This window comes from Erwinia typographi (assembly GCF_000773975.1).
Classification (GTDB): domain Bacteria; phylum Pseudomonadota; class Gammaproteobacteria; order Enterobacterales; family Enterobacteriaceae; genus Erwinia; species Erwinia typographi.
The window spans coordinates 79865-99753 of record NZ_JRUQ01000049.1 but is presented as its reverse complement, the minus strand read 5'-3'; the positions used below and the strand labels follow the sequence as shown (position 1 = coordinate 99753).

Sequence of the window (19889 nt, the reverse complement as noted above, 5' to 3'; positions counted from 1 at the left end):
TCGTTGCCCGGCTCCCGGAGGGAAATACCCTCCGGGAGCCGTCTCCAGCCACAGAGCGCCGCGCTATGCTACGCTTCCCTCTTGCGCTCATGTTCTGCAAGCCGCGCGTTAAATTCTTCCGCCGGACAATCCTGTTGCAACGCCTCCAGCACCAGCTGCTGCTGGGTTTTAGGCACCAGCCCGCCAAGCGGAGGATCGGTATCCAGGTTGGTTGGGAACGAATAGCCTTCTCCGCTGGCCGCGACAACCGCCTGCAGCTGCGCAGCGCTTAGCTTTTTACCCAGCAGCGCGGGGTAGATGGCTTCCAGCACCTTGACATGGTTCACTTTTTCCATCGTTTTGCCAAAGGATGAGGAGACCTGTAGCAGGTTGGCGGTGCGAATATGATCCCCGGTCACGTTGTTGCCAGCGGCATGGAACAGCGCCGGATTAAAGAATAACCCGTCGCCTTTTTTCAACGGCAGTTGGACGGCGTGCTGCTGGAAGAAAGCGATAAAGCGCGGATCGCGCCAGGCCAGATAGCCCTCTGCGTACTGCTGCGACCACGGCAGCAGTTGCGTCGGGCCTGATGCGATCGGCATATCGCTATGGGCCACCGCCCCCTGAAGCGTCAAATATTGTGAAAGGATTTGCAGCGGCAGAGGGAAACGGGCTACCACCTCATTGAGCTGGAAGCCCAGGTGGTAATCGCGATGAGGCTGCTGGGCTTTACCTCCCGGACGGACCTGGTTTACCTGTGCGGTGATCTCATAGCCTGGCCCAACCCAGGCTTCGCAAATCAGCGCCAGCAGCGGGTTGCTGTAGTACTCCACGAAGGCTTCGGCGTCACGCTCGGCGACTTTTTGCAGCGCGTTCCAGATGCGGCCATTGCTCCCGGCTTTGGCGAAATGATCGCCGCCGCCGCCGTTTGCCGCTTCGCTGGCAAGGATCGCTTCGAACAGGTTGCTGCTCCGGTCGATGGCCGCAAGATCATCATATAATCCCTGCACCGCAAACACGCCCGGACCGCTGGACAGCGCGCGGTGGAGTTCGGCCAGCGTGTTCTGACGATCGGTTTTAGCGGCGGTCAGCAAATCGTCGCGATGATAAATCAGCACGTTCTTTTCTGCCGCTCTGGCTAACGGAAAATCCTGTCTGTGCAGGGTTTGCGCACAGAGGGAGGCGAAGTCATCCAGCGATAGCCGTTCTTCATTGAAGTAGATTTGGGTCATGTCGGGCCTCACAGCGTTAAAGGTTGCAGAGGTTGGAAGCCGCCGTTATCACCGCAGCCCACCACGCTTTGGTCGAAGTCGATAATCGCACCGGTCATCATGCCGGACTCTGCCGACAGCAGGAAAGCCACGCCGCGCGCCACTTCCTCAGGTTTCAGCAGCCGGCCAAAAGGCTGCGCCCGCTCGGCCTGTTCCAGCCAGTTCTCTTCGGCCTGGTGATACTGTCGCTGAATATCGTGTTCATGGGGCGTATCCATCCAGCCAATGTTCAGGCCGTTGACGCGGATGCGGTTGCGCATAGTGCTGAACGCCACGTTTTTGGTCAGGGTCACCAGCGCGCCCTTCGAGGCGGCATAGGCCGTCAGGAAGCTCTGGCCGCCGTGGGAGGTCATGGTGATGATATTGACAATGCTGCCCTCAGTGCCTTTGGCGATCATCAGCCTGATTGCCGCCTGCATCAGGAAGAAGGGGGCGCGCACGTTGACCGCCATAATGTCGTCGAACAGCGTGGGTGAGGTGCTCAGAATGGTGCCGCGATCGGACATCCCGGCGCAGTTCACCAGGCCATGCAGCTCGCCGAAGCTGGCTTCAGCAGCGGCAACGACCTTTTCACAGGCGGCAGGGGAACGGATATCGGCTTCAACAAAGATCGCTTCGCAGCCCGAGCGGTTCAGCCGTTCCACCTGCTTGTGCCCTGCGTCGCGATTGCGCCCGCAGATGACGATGCCTCGCGCGCCGCGTTTTGCCAGCAGCAGAGAGACGGCAGCCCCCAGGCCCTGGGTTCCGCCGGTCACCACGAAGACTTTACCGTTAAATTGATTGCTTTCAGTCAGGCTCATTTTCGGTCCTTTCTTGTTGTGTCAGTAAGTAGGGTCTCGCTTGCTCACGAAGACCTTAGCAATTACATTTAATTAACAATACGGCGTCATAACCTCAAAAAGACCTCAATCTATGGCCAGTCCGTTTTCACTCAAGCAAATTGCGGCCCAGTCCGGCGTCAGCAAGGCCACGGTCGACAGGGCGCTGCACCAGCGCGGTAGCGTGCACGCCCGAACGAAGCAGCGGATTGAGCAGGCCATTCGCGATCTGGAACTACAGCAGCGCGCCAGCCTCGCAAGCGGCCGGACGCTACCGATCGATCTGGTGATACATGCGCCGGAGCGGTTCAGCTCGCTGACCGTCGCCGCGCTGTTAAGCCAGCTCGGCAGCTTTGCGCCTTTTCGCCTGACGTTGCGTTGCCATATTTTTGAGGAGGTTAGCCCGGAGGAACTGTTGCGGGAGCTGCGCCGCTGCGGTAACGACAGCTATGGCGTGCTGCTGAAGGCGAGCGATCATCCTCTGCTGGACTGCGGCATTGCAGAACTGGCTCAGCTCAGGGTGCCCGTGGTGACGCTGGTTACCGATCTGCCGCAAAGCGAGCGGGTCCGCTATGTCGGCATGGACAATGAAGGGGCCGGGCGAACGGCTGCCTGGCTGATAGCGCGTTGGCTGCCGCCGGAGCCGCAGACGGTGGCCGTAGTGATGAGCAGCGTCGGGTTTCGTGGCGAAGACCAGCGGATGAGCGGCTTTATGCAGGCGCTGAAACAGCGCGCGCCCTGGCTGACAGCGCTGGCGGTCAGCGAAGGCTACGGGATCGACCGACTGACGTTTGAGCGTATGTGCCTGGCGCTGGAGCGGGATCCGGGCATTCAGTCGGTGTACAGCGTGGGAGGCGGTAATAGCGCGATTTTACAGGCATTTGCGGCGATGAACCGCGAAGTTAAGGTCTTTATCGGCCACGATCTTGATGAAGAGAACCGCCGTCTGCTGGCGGCGGAAGCGCTGGATGCGGTGATTGACCACGATCTGCGGGAGGATGCGCGCTGTGCGTTCGGTGCAATTCTGCGCTTCCACGGTTTTCTGCCGGAAGACGCTGACCAAACGGCGTTTTCACGCGTGATCGTCGCCACGCCGTTTAATGTCTGACTGCCAGGCGCTACTCATCCCTGACGCGCGCCATGTACAGCGCATCGATTTGCTGACCGTTGCGCACCGCGAAGCGTCGGGCCACGCCTTCCGTCACAAAACCAAATTTCTCGTAAAGCGCAATTGCCGTGGCATTATCGGCAAACACCGTCAGCTCGATCCTGCTCACGTTCAGCCAGTTGTCGCACAGGCTGACCATCTCACGCATCAGCGCTGAGGCGACGCCTTTGCCCCGGTGCTGGTAATCCACGCAGAGACCAAACGAGGCGGTATGACGGCGGCGGGCGCGGGCATTCACCTCCAGCGTTATTTCACCGACCACGCTGGTGCCGATACAGGCCACCAGCCGCTGCATCCCTTCCCGGGTTGCCGCCAGCCGCTCCTGCCACATTTTCAGCGACGGATGCGGGATTTGCAGCGTATCGCTGTAGGTTTCCGGCTGGCTCAAGATGCGAAACAGCGCCTCTGCATCGTCCGGTTCCGCATGGCGAATAACGATTTCACTCATTTTCCAACTCCTGATGTTGCCGTAATCCTCTTTAAGATCATGGGCTTTAGCGGAAAGATCAAGCAAAAAAATGCTTTACAAGTGCGAATGATAATGATTATTATTGTCGTGCGTTCTCGCGATGGACTTCACGGACCAGCGGGAAAGCACGACATTGCTCACATTGCTTCCAAGTATTATTTAGCCAGCTCGGGTGCTGGCTTTTTTTTGCCTGTTATCCGCTCAAACCTGCTCTCCCGTTACTGCCCTGTTGGTCGAATAATTTGAACAGAGGAGACAGTTTTCTCCGCTATCATCCCCCTCATATCAGGTCCAGACTGTGTGAAAACATTGAGGAGGATTGAATATGATTTACCTACGCAAAGCACAGGATCGCGGTCACGCCAACCACGGCTGGCTGGACAGCTATCACACCTTTTCTTTTGCTAACTACTACGACGCCAACTTTATGGGCTTCTCGGCGCTGCGCGTGATCAATGAAGATGTGATCGACGGGGGGCAGGGGTTTGGCACCCATCCCCATAAAGATATGGAAATTCTGACCTATGTGCTCTCCGGTACGGTTGAACACCAGGACAGCATGGGCAACAAAGAGCAGATCCCTGCTGGCGAGTTCCAGATTATGAGCGCCGGAACCGGCGTGCGTCACTCTGAGTACAACGCCAGCAAAGAGGTGCCGCTGCACCTCTACCAGATCTGGATTATCCCGGAAAAGAACGGCATCGAGCCTCGCTATGCTCAACGCCGCTTTGACGACGTGCAGGGCCGCCAGCTGGTGCTGTCACCCGATGCTCGTGACGGATCGCTGAAGGTGTTCCAGGATATGACGTTGTCCCGCTGGGCGCTGAAGCAGGGCGAGCAGGGCGCGGTAGACGTGGAAGCCGGTCGCCGCGTCTGGATTCAGGTGGTGAAAGGCGAGGTCACCGTTAACGGCGAAAGTGCTGCAACCAGCGATGCGTTCGCCATCTGGGACGAAGCCGCGCTGGCTATTGAAGCCGCTAGCGATGCGGAAATCCTGCTGTTCGATCTGCCTGCTGTTTAAGTTCGTCACGCCTGGGGTGCGGGTTACCGCACCCCCTCACCGTTTGCCGTCATTTTTGTTACACTCTGCTTACCTCTCCCCAACTCCTTTATAAAAATGAAGAAAAAAAGGCCGGTACTACAGGACGTTGCCGATCGTGTGGGCATCACGAAAATGACCGTCAGCCGCTATCTGCGCGATCCCGATCGGGTCTCCGCTGCGTTACAGAGCCGGATCGCCGAGGCGCTGGATGAGCTTGGCTATATCCCCAATAAAGCCCCCGATATTTTATCCAATGCCACCAGCAGGGCGATTGGCGTGCTGCTGCCGTCGCTGACTAACCAGGTCTTTGCGGACGTTCTGCGCGGCATTGAAACGGTCACGGACGCGGCGGGATACCAGACCATGCTTGGCCACTTTGGCTACAGCCCGGAAAAGGAAGAGCTGCAAATCCGCTCGCTGCTCTCCTGGAACATTGATGGCCTGATCCTCACTGAACGGACCCACACGCCTGCCAGCCTGCGCATGATTGAAACGGCCGGGATACCGGTGCTGGAAATGATGGATTCCGTCTCGCCCTGCCTGGATATGGCCGTGGGCTTTGATAACGTTGAGGCCGCGCGGCAGATGACCCTGGCGATTCTGAAAAAGGGCTATCGCCATACGGTCTATCTCGGCGCCCGACTTGATGAACGTACTCTGCTTAAACAGCGGGGATACGAACTGGCGATGCGGGAGTCCGGTCTGGCACCGCACAGCATTATGATGGAAGAGGCTTCCTCCTTTTCGATGGGCGGCTCGCTTTTACGGGAAGCGCAGCGGCGTTATCCCGATACCGACAGCCTGTTCTGTACCAATGATGACCTGGCCGTCGGCGCGATGTTTGAATGTCAGCGTCAGGGCTTAAAAGTCCCGCAGCAAATGGCGATCGCTGGTTTTCACGGCCATGATATTACTCAGGTGGTCACGCCTGAACTGGCAACGGTGGTGACGCCGCGCGAAATCATGGGCCGCGAATCAGCCTCGCTGCTGCTGGACAGTATCCGGGGGGAGAAGCGCGACGTCAGGCTGGTGGACGTTGGGTTTACCATTTCAGAAGGCGGCAGCATCTGAGTCCGGAGGATTTGGGTGAAAATGTGTCTCTTTGTGCCTCTCCCACTCTGAAACGGTCATTTTTTTGAGCTACTTCACATTTACCAGCTTTTTCCTGCCCAGCTGTTGCCTTACCTGGCGACCATCCAGACAATGTTACCGATAACAATTGTGAGATGGCCCACAAATGCCAACTCCACCGACTTCTCTGCCGGAGCATAAACAATGAAAACGACCCCTTCGTCCAATCACGTCTTCGTACTGATGGGCGTGTCAGGAAGCGGCAAATCCGCAGTGGCCAACGCCGTTGCACACCAGCTAAAAGCGGCTTTTCTCGATGGGGATTTTCTGCACCCTCGCGCCAATATCCAAAAAATGTCCGAAGGGCATCCGCTTAACGATGACGACCGTAAGCCGTGGCTGGAAGCGATTAACGACGCCGCGTTTGCGATGCAGCGGACCAATGATGTTTCGGTGATTGTTTGTTCGGCGCTGAAAAAGCGTTACCGCGATATTTTGCGTAAGGGTAATGAGAACCTGTCGTTCGTTTATCTGAAGGGAGATTTCGATACCATCGAATCTCGCCTGCGCGCGCGCAAAGGGCACTTCTTCAAGCCGCAGATGCTGGTAACCCAGTTCGAAACGCTGGAAGAGCCGGGCGCTGATGAGCGCGGCGTGCTGGTTGTGGATATTAATCAATCGCTGGACGAGGTTGTGGCCGCCACCATTACCGCTATCGAAGAGACGATAAAAAAATAAGTGGGGTGTATGGCTACTGCAACACTGGTTTTGACCGCAGCGGGTTCGGTTTTACTGCTGCTGTTCCTGGTTATGAAAGCGCGTATGCATGCCTTTGTGGCCCTGATGTTAGTCTCCGTGGGGGCCGGAATCTTCTCTGGAATGCCCCTCGATAAAATCGCTGACACCATGCAGAAAGGCATGGGCGGCACGCTGGGCTTCCTGGCGATTGTGGTCGCGCTGGGCGCGATGTTCGGCAAAATTCTGCATGAAACGGGGGCGGTCGATCAGATCGCCATCAGGATGTTGAAAACCTTCGGCCAGAGCCGCGCGCACTACGCGATGGGCGTTGCCGGGTTAATCTGCGCGCTGCCGCTGTTCTTTGAAGTGGCTATCGTGCTGCTGATTAGCATCGCTTTTGCCGTGGCGCGGCGAACGCATGACAATCTGGTGAAGCTGGTGATCCCGCTGTTTGCTGGCGTAGCGGCTTCTGCGGCCTTCCTGCTGCCGGGGCCTGCCCCAATGCTGCTGGCTTCCCAGATGCACGTCGATTTTGGCTGGATGATCCTGCTTGGCCTGTGCGCGGCCATCCCCAGCATGTTGATAGCCGGCCCGCTGTTCGGCAACTTTATCAGCCGTCATGTGACCTTTACCCTGCCGACGGAAACCAGCCATCCTGAATTCGACGAAAGCAAGCTGCCTTCGTTTGGCTTCAGCCTGTCGCTGATCCTGTTCCCGCTGGTGTTGGTGGGGCTGAAAACAATCGGCGCGCGCTTTACCGACCCAGCCTCAGGACTGTACCAATGGCTTGAGTTTATTGGACATCCGTTTATCGCTATTCTGCTGGCCTGCCTGGTCGCCATTTATGGCCTGGCGTACCGGCAGGGGATGGATAAAGAGCGTGTGATGCAGATTTGCGGCAGCGCGCTCCAGCCCGCCGGGATTATTCTGCTGGTGATTGGCGCCGGTGGCGTATTCAAGCAGGTGCTGGTGGATTCGGGCGTCGGCCCGGCGTTAGGCAATGCGCTGACCGGCGCGGGGTTACCGGTTGCGCTGGCCTGCTTTATTCTGGCTGGTGCGGTGCGCATTATTCAGGGTTCGGCAACGGTAGCCTGCCTGACGGCGGTTGGCCTGATCATGCCGGTGATTGAACCGCTGCACTACTCAGGCGCGCAGATGGCGGCGCTCTCCATCTGTATTGCCGGGGGGGCGATTATCTTCAGCCACGTCAACGATGCCGGTTTCTGGCTGTTTGGCCGCTTCACCGGCGCGACGGAAGCGCAGACGCTGAAGACCTGGACGCTGATGGAGACAATTCTGGGCACTACCGGCGCCGTTGTCGGTATGATTGCTTTCGAGCTGCTCTCCTGAGGTGACGCAAGGCAGATAACGTTTTGCAGCCGCTGAAAGGCCCAGCCGGTTCTCCGCCGCGCTGGGCCTTTTTCTTTAAATCTTCAGATAGGCCCTGATGCCGTCCAGGAACATCTGCGTGGCGAGCATAATCAGGATCAGCCCCATTAACCGCTCCAGCGCATTGACGCCTTTCTCACCCAGCAGCCGCAGAAACATGCCTGAGAGCAGCAGGATCACCACCGTTGCGCCCCAGGCGATAAGCAGTGCGCCAACCAGATGCGACATTTGCCCGGGATACTGGTGCGAGAGCAGCATCAGGGTCGCCAGCAGCGAAGGACCAGCAACCAGCGGGATCGCCAGCGGCACCAGGAACGGTTCTTCCCCGGCGGACAGGCCGCTACTGCTGCTTTCACTGGACGGGAAAATCATCTTAATGGCGATCAGGAACAGGATAATTCCGCCAGAGATTGAAACGGTTTCCGTACGCAGGTTGAGAAAGGCGAGAATTTTTTCTCCGGCGAACAAAAACAGCAGCATGATCACCAGCGCAATCAGCATCTCGCGGATTAGCACCATCCGGCGACGTTTTGGCTCCAGATGCTTCAAAACCGACATAAAAATCGGTAAATTGCCCAGTGGGTCCATAATAAGCAACAATAATACTGTTGCTGAGATCATTTCAGTCATCGCTATTCTTCTCAGATTCGTGCCGTTGGCTGCACGTTATAAGCCGCATTGCTAAAATAATGCCGGTAATCGATTTAATTCACTTGCCACTTTTCCAGCATTTTGTAAGGTGTTAACCATACTTCTTTCTTATAACTTTAACAGGTCAGGCCGGACTTCCGCCGCCCCTCCGCAACACGGCCGGGCAAGCTAGCGGCCTGCAGCAGGTGCAACATGAAATCAGTAGGACTTATCGGTTGGCGCGGCATGGTTGGCTCCGTTCTCATGCAGCGCATGGTGGAAGAGCGCGATTTTGATGTCATTCGCCCGGTCTTCTTTTCGACTTCGCAGCACGGCCAGCCAGCCCCTGAGTTTGGCGGTCAGTCTGCCGGAACCCTACAGGACGCGTATAGCCTTGAGGCGCTGAGGGCGCTGGATATTATCATCACCTGTCAGGGTGGCGATTATACCACTGAAATCTATCCAAAACTGCGGGCTTCGGGCTGGCAGGGCTACTGGATTGACGCCGCTTCCACGCTGCGTATGAATGACGATGCGCTGATCATCCTCGACCCGGTTAACCACCACGTTATCCAGCAGGGGCTGGACCAGGGCATTAAGACCTTTGCTGGCGGTAACTGTACGGTCAGCCTGATGCTGATGTCGCTAGGCGGCCTGTTTGCCAACAATCTGGTGGAGTGGGCTTCGGTCGCTACCTATCAGGCTGCCTCCGGCGGCGGCGCACGCCATATGCGCGAGCTGCTGACCCAGATGGGTATGCTGCACAACCATGTGGCGAAAGAGCTGCAAAACCCGGCTTCTGCCATCCTCGACATTGAGCGTAAAGTCACCGAGATGGGCCGTAGCGGCGTACTGCCGACCGATAACTTCGGCGTGCCGCTGGCCGGCAGTTTGATTCCGTGGATCGACAAGCAGCTTGAGAACGGCCAGAGCCGGGAAGAGTGGAAAGGGCAGGCGGAAACCAACAAAATTTTGCAGCCTGCGGCCACCATTCCGGTAGACGGTCTCTGCGTCCGCGTTGGCGCGCTGCGCTGCCACAGCCAGGCCTTTACGCTGAAGCTGAAAAAAGATCTGCCGCTGAAGGACGTCGAACAGCTGCTGGCCTCGCACAACGACTGGGTGCAGGTTGTCCCGAACGATCGCGAGCTGACCATGCGCGAGCTGACGCCTGCGGCGGTGACCGGCACGCTGAAAACGCCGGTGGGTCGCCTGCGCAAGCTGAATATGGGGCCGGAGTATCTCTCCGCCTTTACCGTCGGCGATCAGCTGCTGTGGGGCGCAGCGGAGCCTCTGCGCCGTATGCTGCGTCTGCTGGTGGGCTAAACCCCAAAGCCCCTGGCGGCAACGCGGCTGCTGAGGGGCTGGAAGGGCCGGGTGGACAGGCTGATCCCGGCCCCTTCAAGACCTTTGCCACCCGGCACGCAATCTCCCGATAACCTTCTTTCCTCCTCCCCATTTCGCCCCCTGAACCTGCCCATAGCGCGTCATTTCACCCTTTCCCCCTGCGCTTTTCCGCCTTGGCTGCCATCAAACTACGAAAGTTTGATCTGAAAGGCATATTTTTATGTTTTCGGTGCTGGCTTTAATGGCGGCCTGGCTATGCTTAAAAATATCACTGGAACATAACGGGCTGAAACTGATGAGTGGACACGACCCGAAACGTTGCTGAGTTATCCGATCAGGTTGCCGCACTGCGGCAGTTTTCGCACAGGATGGGTACCTTTCCCGTCAGCGTGCTTTTGGTTCAATAAAGAGCAGCGCGCTTCTCACCTTTTTCTTCGGGATGAAGACGTCGCCTGCCATCCATCACGGGAAGAAAGATATGTCCGAGCTTATGGATCGTCGGCTTATTAATGAATTACTTTCTGGTCACTATGCGGACCCTTTTTCGCTCCTTGGTATGCACCAGACCGCTTCCGGCCTGGAAGTGCGGGCGATGTTGCCGGATGCTACTGAAGTTTGGGTGATTGAAACCAATACCGGCCGAAAATGCGCACAGCTTGAATGTCTCGACTCCCGCGGTTTCTTCCACGGTGTGGTGCCAAGGCGTAAAAATCCTTTCCGCTATCAGCTGGCCGTCACCTGGCACGGCCAGCAAAACCTGATCGATGATGCCTACCGGTTTGGCCCGCTGCTGGCCGAAATGGACAGCTGGCTGTTGGCGGAAGGCACTCACCTTCGTCCCTATGAAACCATGGGCGCACATGCCGATGTGATTGATGGCGTGATCGGCACTCGCTTCTCTGTCTGGGCGCCGAACGCGCAGCGTGTCTCGGTAGTGGGCGATTTTAATTTCTGGGACGGACGCCGCCATCCGATGCGATTCCGTCAGGAAATCGGCGTGTGGGAACTCTTTGTTCCTGGTGCCGTGCAGGGCCAACTGTATAAATTCGAAATAATCGACCAGCAGGGGCAACTGCGCCTGAAATCTGACCCCTATGCTTTTGAAGCGCAAATGCGCCCGGACAGCGCGTCGATGATCTGCGGCATTCCCCCCAAAATGGAGATGCCGGAAGCCCGCAGGCGAGCCAATGATTTCGACGCGCCGATATCGATTTACGAAGTGCACCTTGGTTCCTGGCGTCGCCACACCGATAACAACTTCTGGCTGAGCTACAAAGAACTGGCCGAGCAACTGGTGCCCTATGCAAAAGAGATGGGGTTTACCCACCTTGAGCTGATGCCGGTCAACGAGCACCCGTTTGACGGCAGCTGGGGCTACCAGCCTACCGGACTGTACGCCCCCACCCGGCGCTTCGGCACCCGCGATGAGTTTCGTAATTTTGTCGCCGCCGCTCACGAGGCCGGGCTGAATGTGCTGCTGGACTGGGTGCCAGGCCATTTCCCTTCCGATGATTTTGCGCTGGCTAAATTTGATGGCACCGAACTGTATGAGCACGGCGACCCGCGCCAGGGTTACCACCAGGACTGGAACACGCTGATTTATAACTTCGGCCGCCGCGAGGTCAGCAACTATCTCGCCGGTAACGCGCTCTACTGGATTGAACGCTTTGGCATTGACGGGCTGCGCGTAGATGCGGTGGCATCAATGATCTACCGCGACTACAGCCGCGCCGAGGGGGAGTGGGTGCCTAATCACCTGGGTGGCAGAGAGAATCTGGAAGCTATCGCCTTTCTACGTTACACCAACCGTGCGCTTGGCACGGCGGCGCCGGGTTCGATTACCGTGGCGGAAGAATCAACGGATTTCCCCGGCGTCTCGCGCCCGCAGGAAATGGGCGGCCTGGGCTTCTGGTACAAGTGGAACCTGGGCTGGATGCACGACACCCTGGATTATATGAAGCTGGATCCGGTCTACCGCAAGCATCATCACAACAATATGACCTTCGGTATGCTCTACAACTCGACCGAGAACTTTGTGCTGCCGCTGTCCCATGACGAGGTGGTGCACGGCAAGCGTTCTATCCTGGATCGCATGCCGGGCGATGCCTGGCAGAAGTTTGCCAATCTGCGGGCTTACTACGGCTGGCTGTTCGCCTTCCCCGGTAAAAAGCTGCTGTTTATGGGTAACGAATTCGCCCAGGGCAAAGAGTGGAACCATGACGTCAGCCTGGACTGGCATCTGCTTGAAGGGCAGGACAACTGGCACCACGGCGTACAGCGGCTGGTGCGCGACCTGAACCATACCTACCGCGCTCATCCTGCGCTCTATCAGCTGGACTTCGATCCGATGGGCTTTGAGTGGCTGGTGGTGGATGACTTTGAAAATTCGGTGTTTGTCTTTGTCCGCCGCGATCGTGACGGCAACGAACTGATGGTGGTCAGCAACTTTACCCCGGTTACCCGTGAGCACTACCGTTTTGGCGTTACCGGCGCTGGCAGCTGGCGGGAAGTGCTCAACACCGACTCCGGGTACTACCACGGCAGCAATACGGGCAATCAGGGCGCGATCCACAGCGAGGCGCACCCCAGCCACAATCGTGAGCACTCCGTCAGCATGACGCTGCCGCCGCTGTCGACCGTCTGGCTAGCCAGGGAGGCGACATGAGCCCGCTGCGTCCCGGAAAAGCCACGCCTGCGGGCGCGACCTATGACGGCAAAGGGGTGAATTTCACCCTGTTCTCCCAACATGCCGAACGGGTTGAACTCTGCCTGTTCGATGAGCAGGGCAGGGAAACCAGGATGGACTTACCCGGCCGCACCGGAGATGTCTGGCACGGCTATCTGAACGCCATCAAGCCGGGGCAGCGCTACGGCTACCGGGTGTATGGCCCCTGGCAGCCGGAAACCGGGCACCGCTTTAATCCCCACAAGCTGCTGGTCGATCCCTGCGCCCGGGAAGTGGAGGGCGAAGTCCCCGATGACCCGCGTTTTCAGTGCGGGGAAACTGAAATGAATACCGAGGACAGCGCGCCCGTTGCGCCAAAGAGCGTGGTGCTGGCCGACGACTTTGATTGGGAAGACGACAAGCCTCCGCGCGTGCCATGGGGATCTACGGTGCTGTATGAAGCGCACGTTCGCGGCCTGACGAAGCGCCACCCCGGCATTCCACCGGAGATTCAGGGCACCTACATGGCGCTGGGGCATCCGGTGATGATCAGCTATTTCAAACGGCTGGGTATTACCAGCCTGGAGCTGCTGCCGGTGGCCTTTTTTGCCCATGAGCCGCGCCTGCTGCGGCTGGGGCTGAGCAATTACTGGGGCTATAACCCGCTGGCGCCCTATGCGCTGGACGCGCGCTATGCGTCTGGCGTCAACGGCGTTCACCCCCGGAATGAGTTTCAGAAGGCGGTAAAGGCGCTTCATGCTGCGGGGATTGAAGTGATCCTCGACGTGGTATTCAACCATACGGCGGAGCTTGAAGAGACCGGGCCAACCCTGTCAAAACGCGGCGTGGACAACAAAAGCTACTACTGGCTTAGCGAGCGGGGTGAATACCAGAACTGGACCGGCTGTGGCAACACGCTGAACATCAGCCACCCGCAGGTCATGACCTGGACGCTGGACTGCCTGCGCTACTGGGTGGAAGAGTGCCACGTTGACGGCTTTCGCTTCGATCTTGCCACCGTGCTGGGTCGGACGCCCGAATACCGGCGGGACGCCGAGCTGTTTCAGGCGCTGGCGGCCGATCCCGTGCTGTCTGAGTGCAAGATGATTGCCGAACCCTGGGATATTGGCCCCGGCGGCTATCAGGTCGGGAATTTCCCACCGCCGTTTGCCGAATGGAACGACCATTTCCGCGATGTCGTCCGGCGCTTCTGGCTGTATGGCGATATCGCTAACGGCGAGTTCGCGAGGCGCTTTGCCGCCTCCAGCGATCTTTTCCAGCAGGCCGGAAGGCCGCCTTCCTCCAGCATCAACCTGGTGACGGCCCACGACGGCTTCACCCTGTGCGACGTGGTCAGCTTTAACGATAAACACAATGAAGCCAACGGGGAAGATAATCGCGACGGCAACAACAGCAATTACAGCCATAACCACGGCGTAGAGGGGCTGAACGCGCCGCTGCTGGTGGCCGAACACCGCCGCCGCAGCGTCCATGCGATGCTGACCACGCTGCTGCTGGCTCAGGGAACGCCGATGCTGCTGGCCGGAGACGAACACAGCCACAGCCAGCACGGCAACAATAACGCCTACTGTCAGGATAACGAATTGACCTGGCTCGACTGGGAAAATAACGACAGCGGGCTGTTTAACTTCACTGCCGCTTTGATCCATCTGCGCAAAAAGATCCCTGCGCTGCAGAACGATCGCTGGTGGCAGGAAGGGGATGGAAACGTAGCGTGGCTGGGCCCGAACGGCCAGCCGCTAAGCGCAGAGGAGTGGCAGCAGGGAGCGCGCCGCCTGCAAATTCGCCTGTCGGAGAACTGGTTAATCACGCTTAACGCCACCGAAGAAGTGTGCGATTTAGTACTGCCTCAGGGGCAATGGCACGCCATTCCGCCCTTCGCCGGGGATGATAACCCGATCCTTATAACTGTCTGGCATGGACCAGCGCACGGTGTGTGCGTGTTCCAAAAGCAATCATAACAGGAGTCAGACATGATCAAATCAGAGAAGAACGATCCCCTGATGCTGGCAAGACAATTGCCGACGCAAACTGTAGCCCTCATCCTGGCCGGTGGACGTGGCACCCGGTTAAAAGATCTTACCGCCAAACGCGCCAAGCCAGCCGTCCACTTCGGCGGCAAATTTCGCATTATCGATTTTGCCCTGTCGAACTGCCTGAACTCGGGGATCCGCCGCATCGCGGTGATCACCCAGTACCAGTCCCATACGCTGGTGCAGCACATTCAGCGCGGCTGGTCCTTCCTCAACGAAGAGATGAACGAGTTTGTCGATTTGCTTCCCGCGCAGCAGCGGCTCTCAACGGAACACTGGTATCGCGGTACGGCCGACGCGGTCACCCAGAACCTCGACATTATTCGTCGTTATCAGGCGAAATATATCGTGATCCTTGCGGGCGACCATATCTACAAAATGGACTATTCGCGGATGCTGCTCGATCATGTGGAGAATGAGGCCAGGTGCACCATTGCCTGCCTGCCGGTGCCGATTGAAGAGGCCAGCGCCTTCGGCGTAATGGCCGTCAACGACGACAACAAAGTGGTCGAGTTTCTTGAAAAACCGGCCGATCCGCCGTCTATGCCAGGCGATCAAACCCAGGCGCTGGCAAGCATGGGCATCTATGCTTTTACCGCAGACTATCTCTATGAGCTGCTGGAAGAGGATATGAAGAATCCCGGGTCAAATCACGATTTCGGCAAGGACATTTTACCGAAGGTGGTGGAAACCGGCGAGGCGCTGGCGCACTCCTTCAGCCTCTCTTGTGTACAAAGCGATGAGTCTTCTCCGCCATACTGGCGCGATGTCGGCACGCTCGAAGCCTATTGGAAGGCTAACCTCGATCTTGCCTCCGTCACGCCAGAGCTGGATATGTACGATCGCGACTGGCCGATCCGCACCTATATGGAGCCGCTGCCGCCGGCGAAGTTTGTGCAGGATCGTTCGGGCAGTCACGGTATGACCATGAATTCGCTGGTGTCGGGCGGCTGCATTATCTCCGGCTCGGTGGTGGTGAACTCGATACTGTTTTCACGCGTGCGAATCAACTCATTCTGCAATATCGAATCCTCGGTTCTTTCGCCGGATGTGATCGTGGGACGCTCCTGTCGCCTGCGCCGCTGCGTGATTGACCGCGCCTGCGAACTGCCTGAAGGAACGGTAATCGGAGAGAATCCCGATGACGACGCGCGGCGTTTCTACCGTTCGGAAGAGGGGATTGTGCTGGTGACGCGATCCATGCTGGCCAGGCTGGGCTGGCGTAATTAATCACATTAAAAAGCAGTCAGGTCGGAATGGGCAAGTTTTTGATGCGGAGGACCGCGTCAGCACACAGTAAAGGAGCCGATAATGCAGGTTTTACATGTCTGTTCAGAAATTTTCCCGCTGCTGAAAACCGGCGGGCTTGCTGATGTTGTTGGGGCATTACCTGCGGCGCAAATTGCAGAAGGCATTGATACCAGAGTGCTGCTACCGGGTTTCCCTGATTTGAAAAAAGGGATCGCCGATACGCAGGTCGTGGCAAGGCTGCAAACGTTCGCGGGCTACGTTGAGCTGCACTATGGGCAATTCAATGGCGTGGGGATTTACCTGATCGACGCGCCGGGCTTGTACGATCGGCCCGGCAGCCCCTATCACGACGAGTCACAGTTTGCCTATACGGATAACTACCTCCGTTTTGCCTTACTGGGCTGGATGGGTTGTGAAATTGCCTGCGGGCTGGATCCGTACTGGCGGCCTGAGGTGGTTCATGCGCACGACTGGCACGCGGGGCTGGCCTGTGCCTACCTTGCAGCCAGAGGAAGGCCGGCAAAGTCGGTGTTCACCGTACACAACCTGGCTTATCAGGGGCTGTTCTCCGCACATCATCTGGAACAGATCCAGCTTCCCTGGTCCTTTTTCAACATGCACGGTCTGGAATTCTATAATCAGATCTCATACCTGAAGGCGGGCCTGTTTTATGCCGATCATATTACTGCCGTCAGCCCGACTTATGCTCGTGAGATAACGCTCCCCGAATTTGGCTACGGCATGGAGGATCTGCTGCGCCAGCGCCAGCTGGAGGGCAGGCTGACCGGCATCCTGAACGGGGTTGATCCGACGATTTGGGACCCGGCGCAGGACCTGCTGCTGACGGCGCGATACAATCGCGACGTGCTGGATGCTAAGGTGGAGAACAAGCGCCAGCTGCAGATAACCATGGGCCTGAAAATTGATGACAAGGTGCCGGTGTTTGCCGTGGTCAGCCGCCTGACCAGGCAAAAAGGGCTGGACCTGGTGCTGGAAGCGCTGCCGGGCCTGCTGGAGCAGGGCGGACAGCTGGTGCTGCTGGGCGCTGGCGATGCGGTGCTGCAACAGGGATTTCTTGCCGCTGCTGCCGAGTATCCTGGTCAGGTTGGCGTGCAAATTGGCTACCACGAAGCTTTTTCGCATCGCATCATGGGCGGGGCCGATATCATTATGGTGCCAAGCCGCTTTGAGCCCTGCGGCCTGACCCAGCTCTATGGTCTGAAGTACGGTACGCTGCCGCTGGTCAGGCGTACCGGCGGGCTGGCGGATACGGTTAACGATAGTTCGCTGGAGAACCTTGCTGACGGCATGGCCAGCGGGTTTGTGTTTGAGGACAGCAACGCCTGGTCTTTACTGAGGGCAATTCGCCGTGCCTTTGTTCTGTGGTCCCGTCCTTCACTTTGGCGCTATGTGCAACGCCAGGCGATGGGGATGGATTTTAGCTGGCAGGTGGCCGCCGTGGCCTACCGCGATCTCTATCAACGACTGTTGTAATGGCTATGGGAAATTTGATATGAACGCACCTTTCACCTATACCGCTCCCACGCTCAGCGTCGACGCGCTGAAACACTCCATTGCCTATAAACTGATGTTTACCATTGGCAAGGACCCCTCAATCGCCAACAAGCACGAGTGGCTGAACGCCACGCTGCTGGCGGTACGTGACCGGATGGTGGAGCGCTGGCTGCGATCCAGCCGTGCGCAGCTCTCCCAGGATGTGCGCCAGGTCTATTATCTGTCGATGGAGTTTCTGGTCGGCAGGACGCTTTCAAACGCGCTGCTGGCAATGGGCATTTATGACGATGCCCAGGCCGCGCTTGAGGAGATGGGGTTCAACCTGGAGGATCTGATTGAAGAAGAGAGCGATCCGGGGTTGGGCAACGGCGGGTTAGGGCGTCTGGCCGCCTGCTTTCTGGATTCCCTCGCGACCTTAGGATTGCCGGGGCGCGGCTACGGCATCCGCTACGACTACGGCATGTTTAAACAGAATATTGTCGATGGCCGCCAGGCCGAGTCGCCGGACTACTGGCTGGAGTACGGCAATCCCTGGGAGTTCCAGCGTTTTAATACCCGCTACAAGGTGCGCTTCGGCGGCCGGATCCAGCATGAGGGCAGCCGCTCACGCTGGCTCGAAACCGAAGAAGTGCAGGCGATGGCCTACGATCAGATCATCCCTGGCTACGATACCGATGCCACCAATACCCTGCGGCTGTGGTCGGCCCAGGCCAGCAATGAAATCAACCTGGGGAAATTCAACCAGGGGGATTATTTTGCGGCGGTGGAGGATAAGAACCATTCGGAAAACGTTTCCCGCGTGCTCTATCCCGATGACTCCACCTATTCAGGGCGGGAGCTGCGTCTGCGTCAGGAATACTTCCTCGTTTCCGCCACGGTGCAGGATATTCTCAGCCGCCACTGGGCGCTGCACCATACCTTCGATAACCTGGCCGACAAAATCGCCATTCACCTCAACGATACCCACCCGGTGCTGGCGATCCCGGAGTTAATGCGCCTGCTGATCGATGAGCACAAATATAACTGGGATGATGCGTTCGAGGTCACCTGTCAGGTGTTCTCCTACACCAACCACACGTTGATGCAGGAAGCGCTGGAAACCTGGCCGGTGGATATGATCGGCAAAATTCTGCCGCGCCACCTGCAAATTATTTTCGACATCAATGACTACTTCCTGAAAACCATTCAGGACTATTACCCGGACGACTGGGATTTGCAGTCGCGCATTTCCATCATCGATGAGAACAACGGCCGAAAAGTTCGCATGGCCTGGCTGGCCGTGGTGGTCAGCCACAAAGTGAATGGCGTGTCTGAGCTGCATTCCAACCTGATGGTACAGTCCCTGTTTGCTGATTTCGCCGCGCTGTTCCCTGGCCGCTTCTGTAATAAAACCAACGGCGTGACGCCTCGTCGCTGGCTGGCGCTGGCTAACCCTTCGCTGTCCGGCGTGCTGGATGAGGCCATTGGCCGCAACTGGCGCACCGAGCTGAGCCAGCTGGATGAGCTAAAGCAGCATATTGATTACCCTAGCTTTCTGGCGCAAATTACCGCGGCCAAGCTGCATAACAAAAAGCGGCTGGCTGAGTATATTGCGCAGAAAATGGATGTGGTTGTCGATCCGCACGCGCTGTTTGACGTGCAAATTAAGCGTATTCACGAATATAAGCGCCAGCTGCTGAACGTGCTGCATGTGATCACCCGCTACAACCGTATCAAGGAAGATCCTGAAGCGGACTGGGTGCCGCGCGTCAACATTTTTGCCGGTAAGGCCGCTTCGGCTTACTACATGGCGAAGCACATTATTCATCTGATCAACGACGTGGCGAAGGTGATCAACAGCGATCCGCTGGTGAAAAATAAGCTGAAGGTGGTGTTTATTCCCAACTACAGCGTTAGCCTGGCGCAGATCATCATTCCGGCAGCGGATCTCTCCGAGCAGATTTCACTGGCGGGAACCGAGGCTTCGGGAACCAGCAACATGAAATTCGCCCTCAACGGCGCGCTGACCATCGGCACGCTGGACGGCGCCAACGTCGAGATGCTGGAGCACGTCGGTGAAGAGAATATCTTTATCTTCGGTAACACCACTCCACAGGTCGAGGCGCTGCGCAGCAACGGTTATTACGCGCACCAAATCTATGAGCAGGATGCCGAACTGCATCAGGCGCTGACGCAGATTGCCACCGGCGCGTTCAGCCCGCAGGAGCCAGGCCGCTACCGCAATATCTTTGACTCGCTGGTTAATCTTGGCGACCACTATCAGCTGCTGGCCGACTACCGCAGCTATGTGGATACGCAGGATAAGGTGGATGAACTTTATCGTCACCCTGAGGAATGGACCCGCAAGGCGCTGCTGAATATTGCCAACATGGGCTATTTCTCTTCAGACAGAACCATTCAGGAGTACGCCGATGAGATTTGGGGGATAAAACCGATTCGGCTGTAGACCAGAAAGGTAAAAGGGCGGAATCTCTTCCGCCCTTTT

Annotated in this window: 16 protein-coding genes; 12 read left to right on the top strand and 4 right to left on the bottom strand. The window is 57.6% G+C overall.

Annotated elements, in window-relative coordinates; all coding sequences use genetic code 11:
• Nucleotides 1-68: 68 nt before the first annotated feature.
• Nucleotides 69-1211, bottom strand: a complete 1143-nt coding sequence (locus NG99_RS17500) for a phytanoyl-CoA dioxygenase family protein (RefSeq protein WP_034895665.1) — start codon at nucleotides 1209-1211, stop codon at nucleotides 69-71.
• A gap of 8 nt (nucleotides 1212-1219) precedes the next feature.
• Nucleotides 1220-2050 (bottom strand): SDR family oxidoreductase, encoded by an 831-nt coding sequence (locus tag NG99_RS17495; RefSeq protein WP_034895663.1) that lies wholly within the window; start codon nucleotides 2048-2050, stop codon nucleotides 1220-1222.
• Nucleotides 2051-2162: 112 nt separating this feature from the next.
• Between NG99_RS17495 and NG99_RS17490 the strand changes: the two genes are divergently transcribed.
• Nucleotides 2163-3176 carry a LacI family DNA-binding transcriptional regulator gene (locus NG99_RS17490; protein WP_034895662.1) on the top strand — a complete coding sequence of 338 codons (1014 nt, stop codon included), beginning with the start codon at nucleotides 2163-2165 and terminating at the stop codon, nucleotides 3174-3176.
• A gap of 10 nt (nucleotides 3177-3186) precedes the next feature.
• Here the strand turns inward: NG99_RS17490 and NG99_RS17485 are convergent, their stop codons facing one another.
• Nucleotides 3187-3684 carry a GNAT family N-acetyltransferase gene (locus tag NG99_RS17485; protein ID WP_034895660.1) on the bottom strand — a complete coding sequence of 166 codons (498 nt, stop codon included), beginning with the start codon at nucleotides 3682-3684 and terminating at the stop codon, nucleotides 3187-3189.
• Here NG99_RS17485 and NG99_RS28360 point away from each other — a divergent pair.
• The 5 genes from NG99_RS28360 to gntU all read left to right on the top strand — a co-directional run bounded on the left by NG99_RS28360 (nucleotide 3661) and on the right by gntU (nucleotide 7906).
• Entirely contained in the window at nucleotides 3661-3951 is a 291-nt protein-coding gene (locus NG99_RS28360) for a hypothetical protein (protein WP_157032648.1), read from the top strand. The two genes, NG99_RS17485 and NG99_RS28360, sit on opposite strands and share 24 nt — an antisense overlap.
• A gap of 79 nt (nucleotides 3952-4030) precedes the next feature.
• Nucleotides 4031-4726 (top strand): pirin family protein, encoded by a 696-nt coding sequence (locus NG99_RS17480; RefSeq protein WP_034895658.1) that lies wholly within the window; start codon nucleotides 4031-4033, stop codon nucleotides 4724-4726.
• A 96-nt stretch (nucleotides 4727-4822) separates the two neighbouring features.
• The gene (gene gntR / locus NG99_RS17475) at nucleotides 4823-5818 is read left to right on the top strand and encodes a gluconate operon transcriptional repressor GntR (protein WP_034895657.1); all 996 of its coding nucleotides are present in this window, start codon (nucleotides 4823-4825) and stop codon (nucleotides 5816-5818) included.
• A 204-nt stretch (nucleotides 5819-6022) separates the two neighbouring features.
• Nucleotides 6023-6556, top strand: a complete 534-nt coding sequence (gntK, locus tag NG99_RS17470) for a gluconokinase (RefSeq protein WP_034895655.1) — start codon at nucleotides 6023-6025, stop codon at nucleotides 6554-6556.
• Nucleotides 6557-6565: 9 nt separating this feature from the next.
• Nucleotides 6566-7906 carry a gluconate transporter gene (gntU, locus tag NG99_RS17465; RefSeq protein ID WP_034895651.1) on the top strand — a complete coding sequence of 447 codons (1341 nt, stop codon included), beginning with the start codon at nucleotides 6566-6568 and terminating at the stop codon, nucleotides 7904-7906.
• A 75-nt stretch (nucleotides 7907-7981) separates the two neighbouring features.
• Here the strand turns inward: gntU and NG99_RS17460 are convergent, their stop codons facing one another.
• Nucleotides 7982-8575 carry a YhgN family NAAT transporter gene (locus NG99_RS17460; RefSeq protein ID WP_034895650.1) on the bottom strand — a complete coding sequence of 198 codons (594 nt, stop codon included), beginning with the start codon at nucleotides 8573-8575 and terminating at the stop codon, nucleotides 7982-7984.
• 213 nt (nucleotides 8576-8788) lie between these two features.
• Between NG99_RS17460 and asd the strand changes: the two genes are divergently transcribed.
• The 6 genes from asd to glgP all read left to right on the top strand — a co-directional run bounded on the left by asd (nucleotide 8789) and on the right by glgP (nucleotide 19850).
• Nucleotides 8789-9898, top strand: coding sequence for an aspartate-semialdehyde dehydrogenase (asd, locus tag NG99_RS17455; RefSeq protein WP_034895648.1), 1110 nt, complete (start codon nucleotides 8789-8791; stop codon nucleotides 9896-9898).
• 499 nt (nucleotides 9899-10397) lie between these two features.
• Nucleotides 10398-12584 carry a 1,4-alpha-glucan branching enzyme gene (gene glgB / locus NG99_RS17450; protein WP_034895645.1) on the top strand — a complete coding sequence of 729 codons (2187 nt, stop codon included), beginning with the start codon at nucleotides 10398-10400 and terminating at the stop codon, nucleotides 12582-12584.
• Nucleotides 12581-14566: a glycogen debranching protein GlgX gene (glgX, locus tag NG99_RS29735; protein ID WP_034895644.1), complete on the top strand. Its 1986-nt coding sequence runs from the start codon at nucleotides 12581-12583 to the stop codon at nucleotides 14564-14566. The genes glgB and glgX overlap by 4 nt, the downstream gene beginning before the upstream one ends.
• Before the next feature lie 12 nt (nucleotides 14567-14578).
• On the top strand, nucleotides 14579-15868 hold the full coding sequence (gene glgC / locus NG99_RS29730; protein WP_034895643.1) for a glucose-1-phosphate adenylyltransferase: 1290 nt from the start codon (nucleotides 14579-14581) through the stop codon (nucleotides 15866-15868).
• Nucleotides 15869-15949: 81 nt separating this feature from the next.
• Complete coding sequence (gene glgA, locus NG99_RS17435; protein WP_034895642.1) at nucleotides 15950-17383, top strand: glycogen synthase GlgA; 1434 nt, start codon at nucleotides 15950-15952, stop codon at nucleotides 17381-17383.
• 19 nt (nucleotides 17384-17402) lie between these two features.
• Nucleotides 17403-19850, top strand: coding sequence for a glycogen phosphorylase (glgP, locus tag NG99_RS17430; protein WP_034895641.1), 2448 nt, complete (start codon nucleotides 17403-17405; stop codon nucleotides 19848-19850).
• Nucleotides 19851-19889 lie beyond the last annotated feature (39 nt).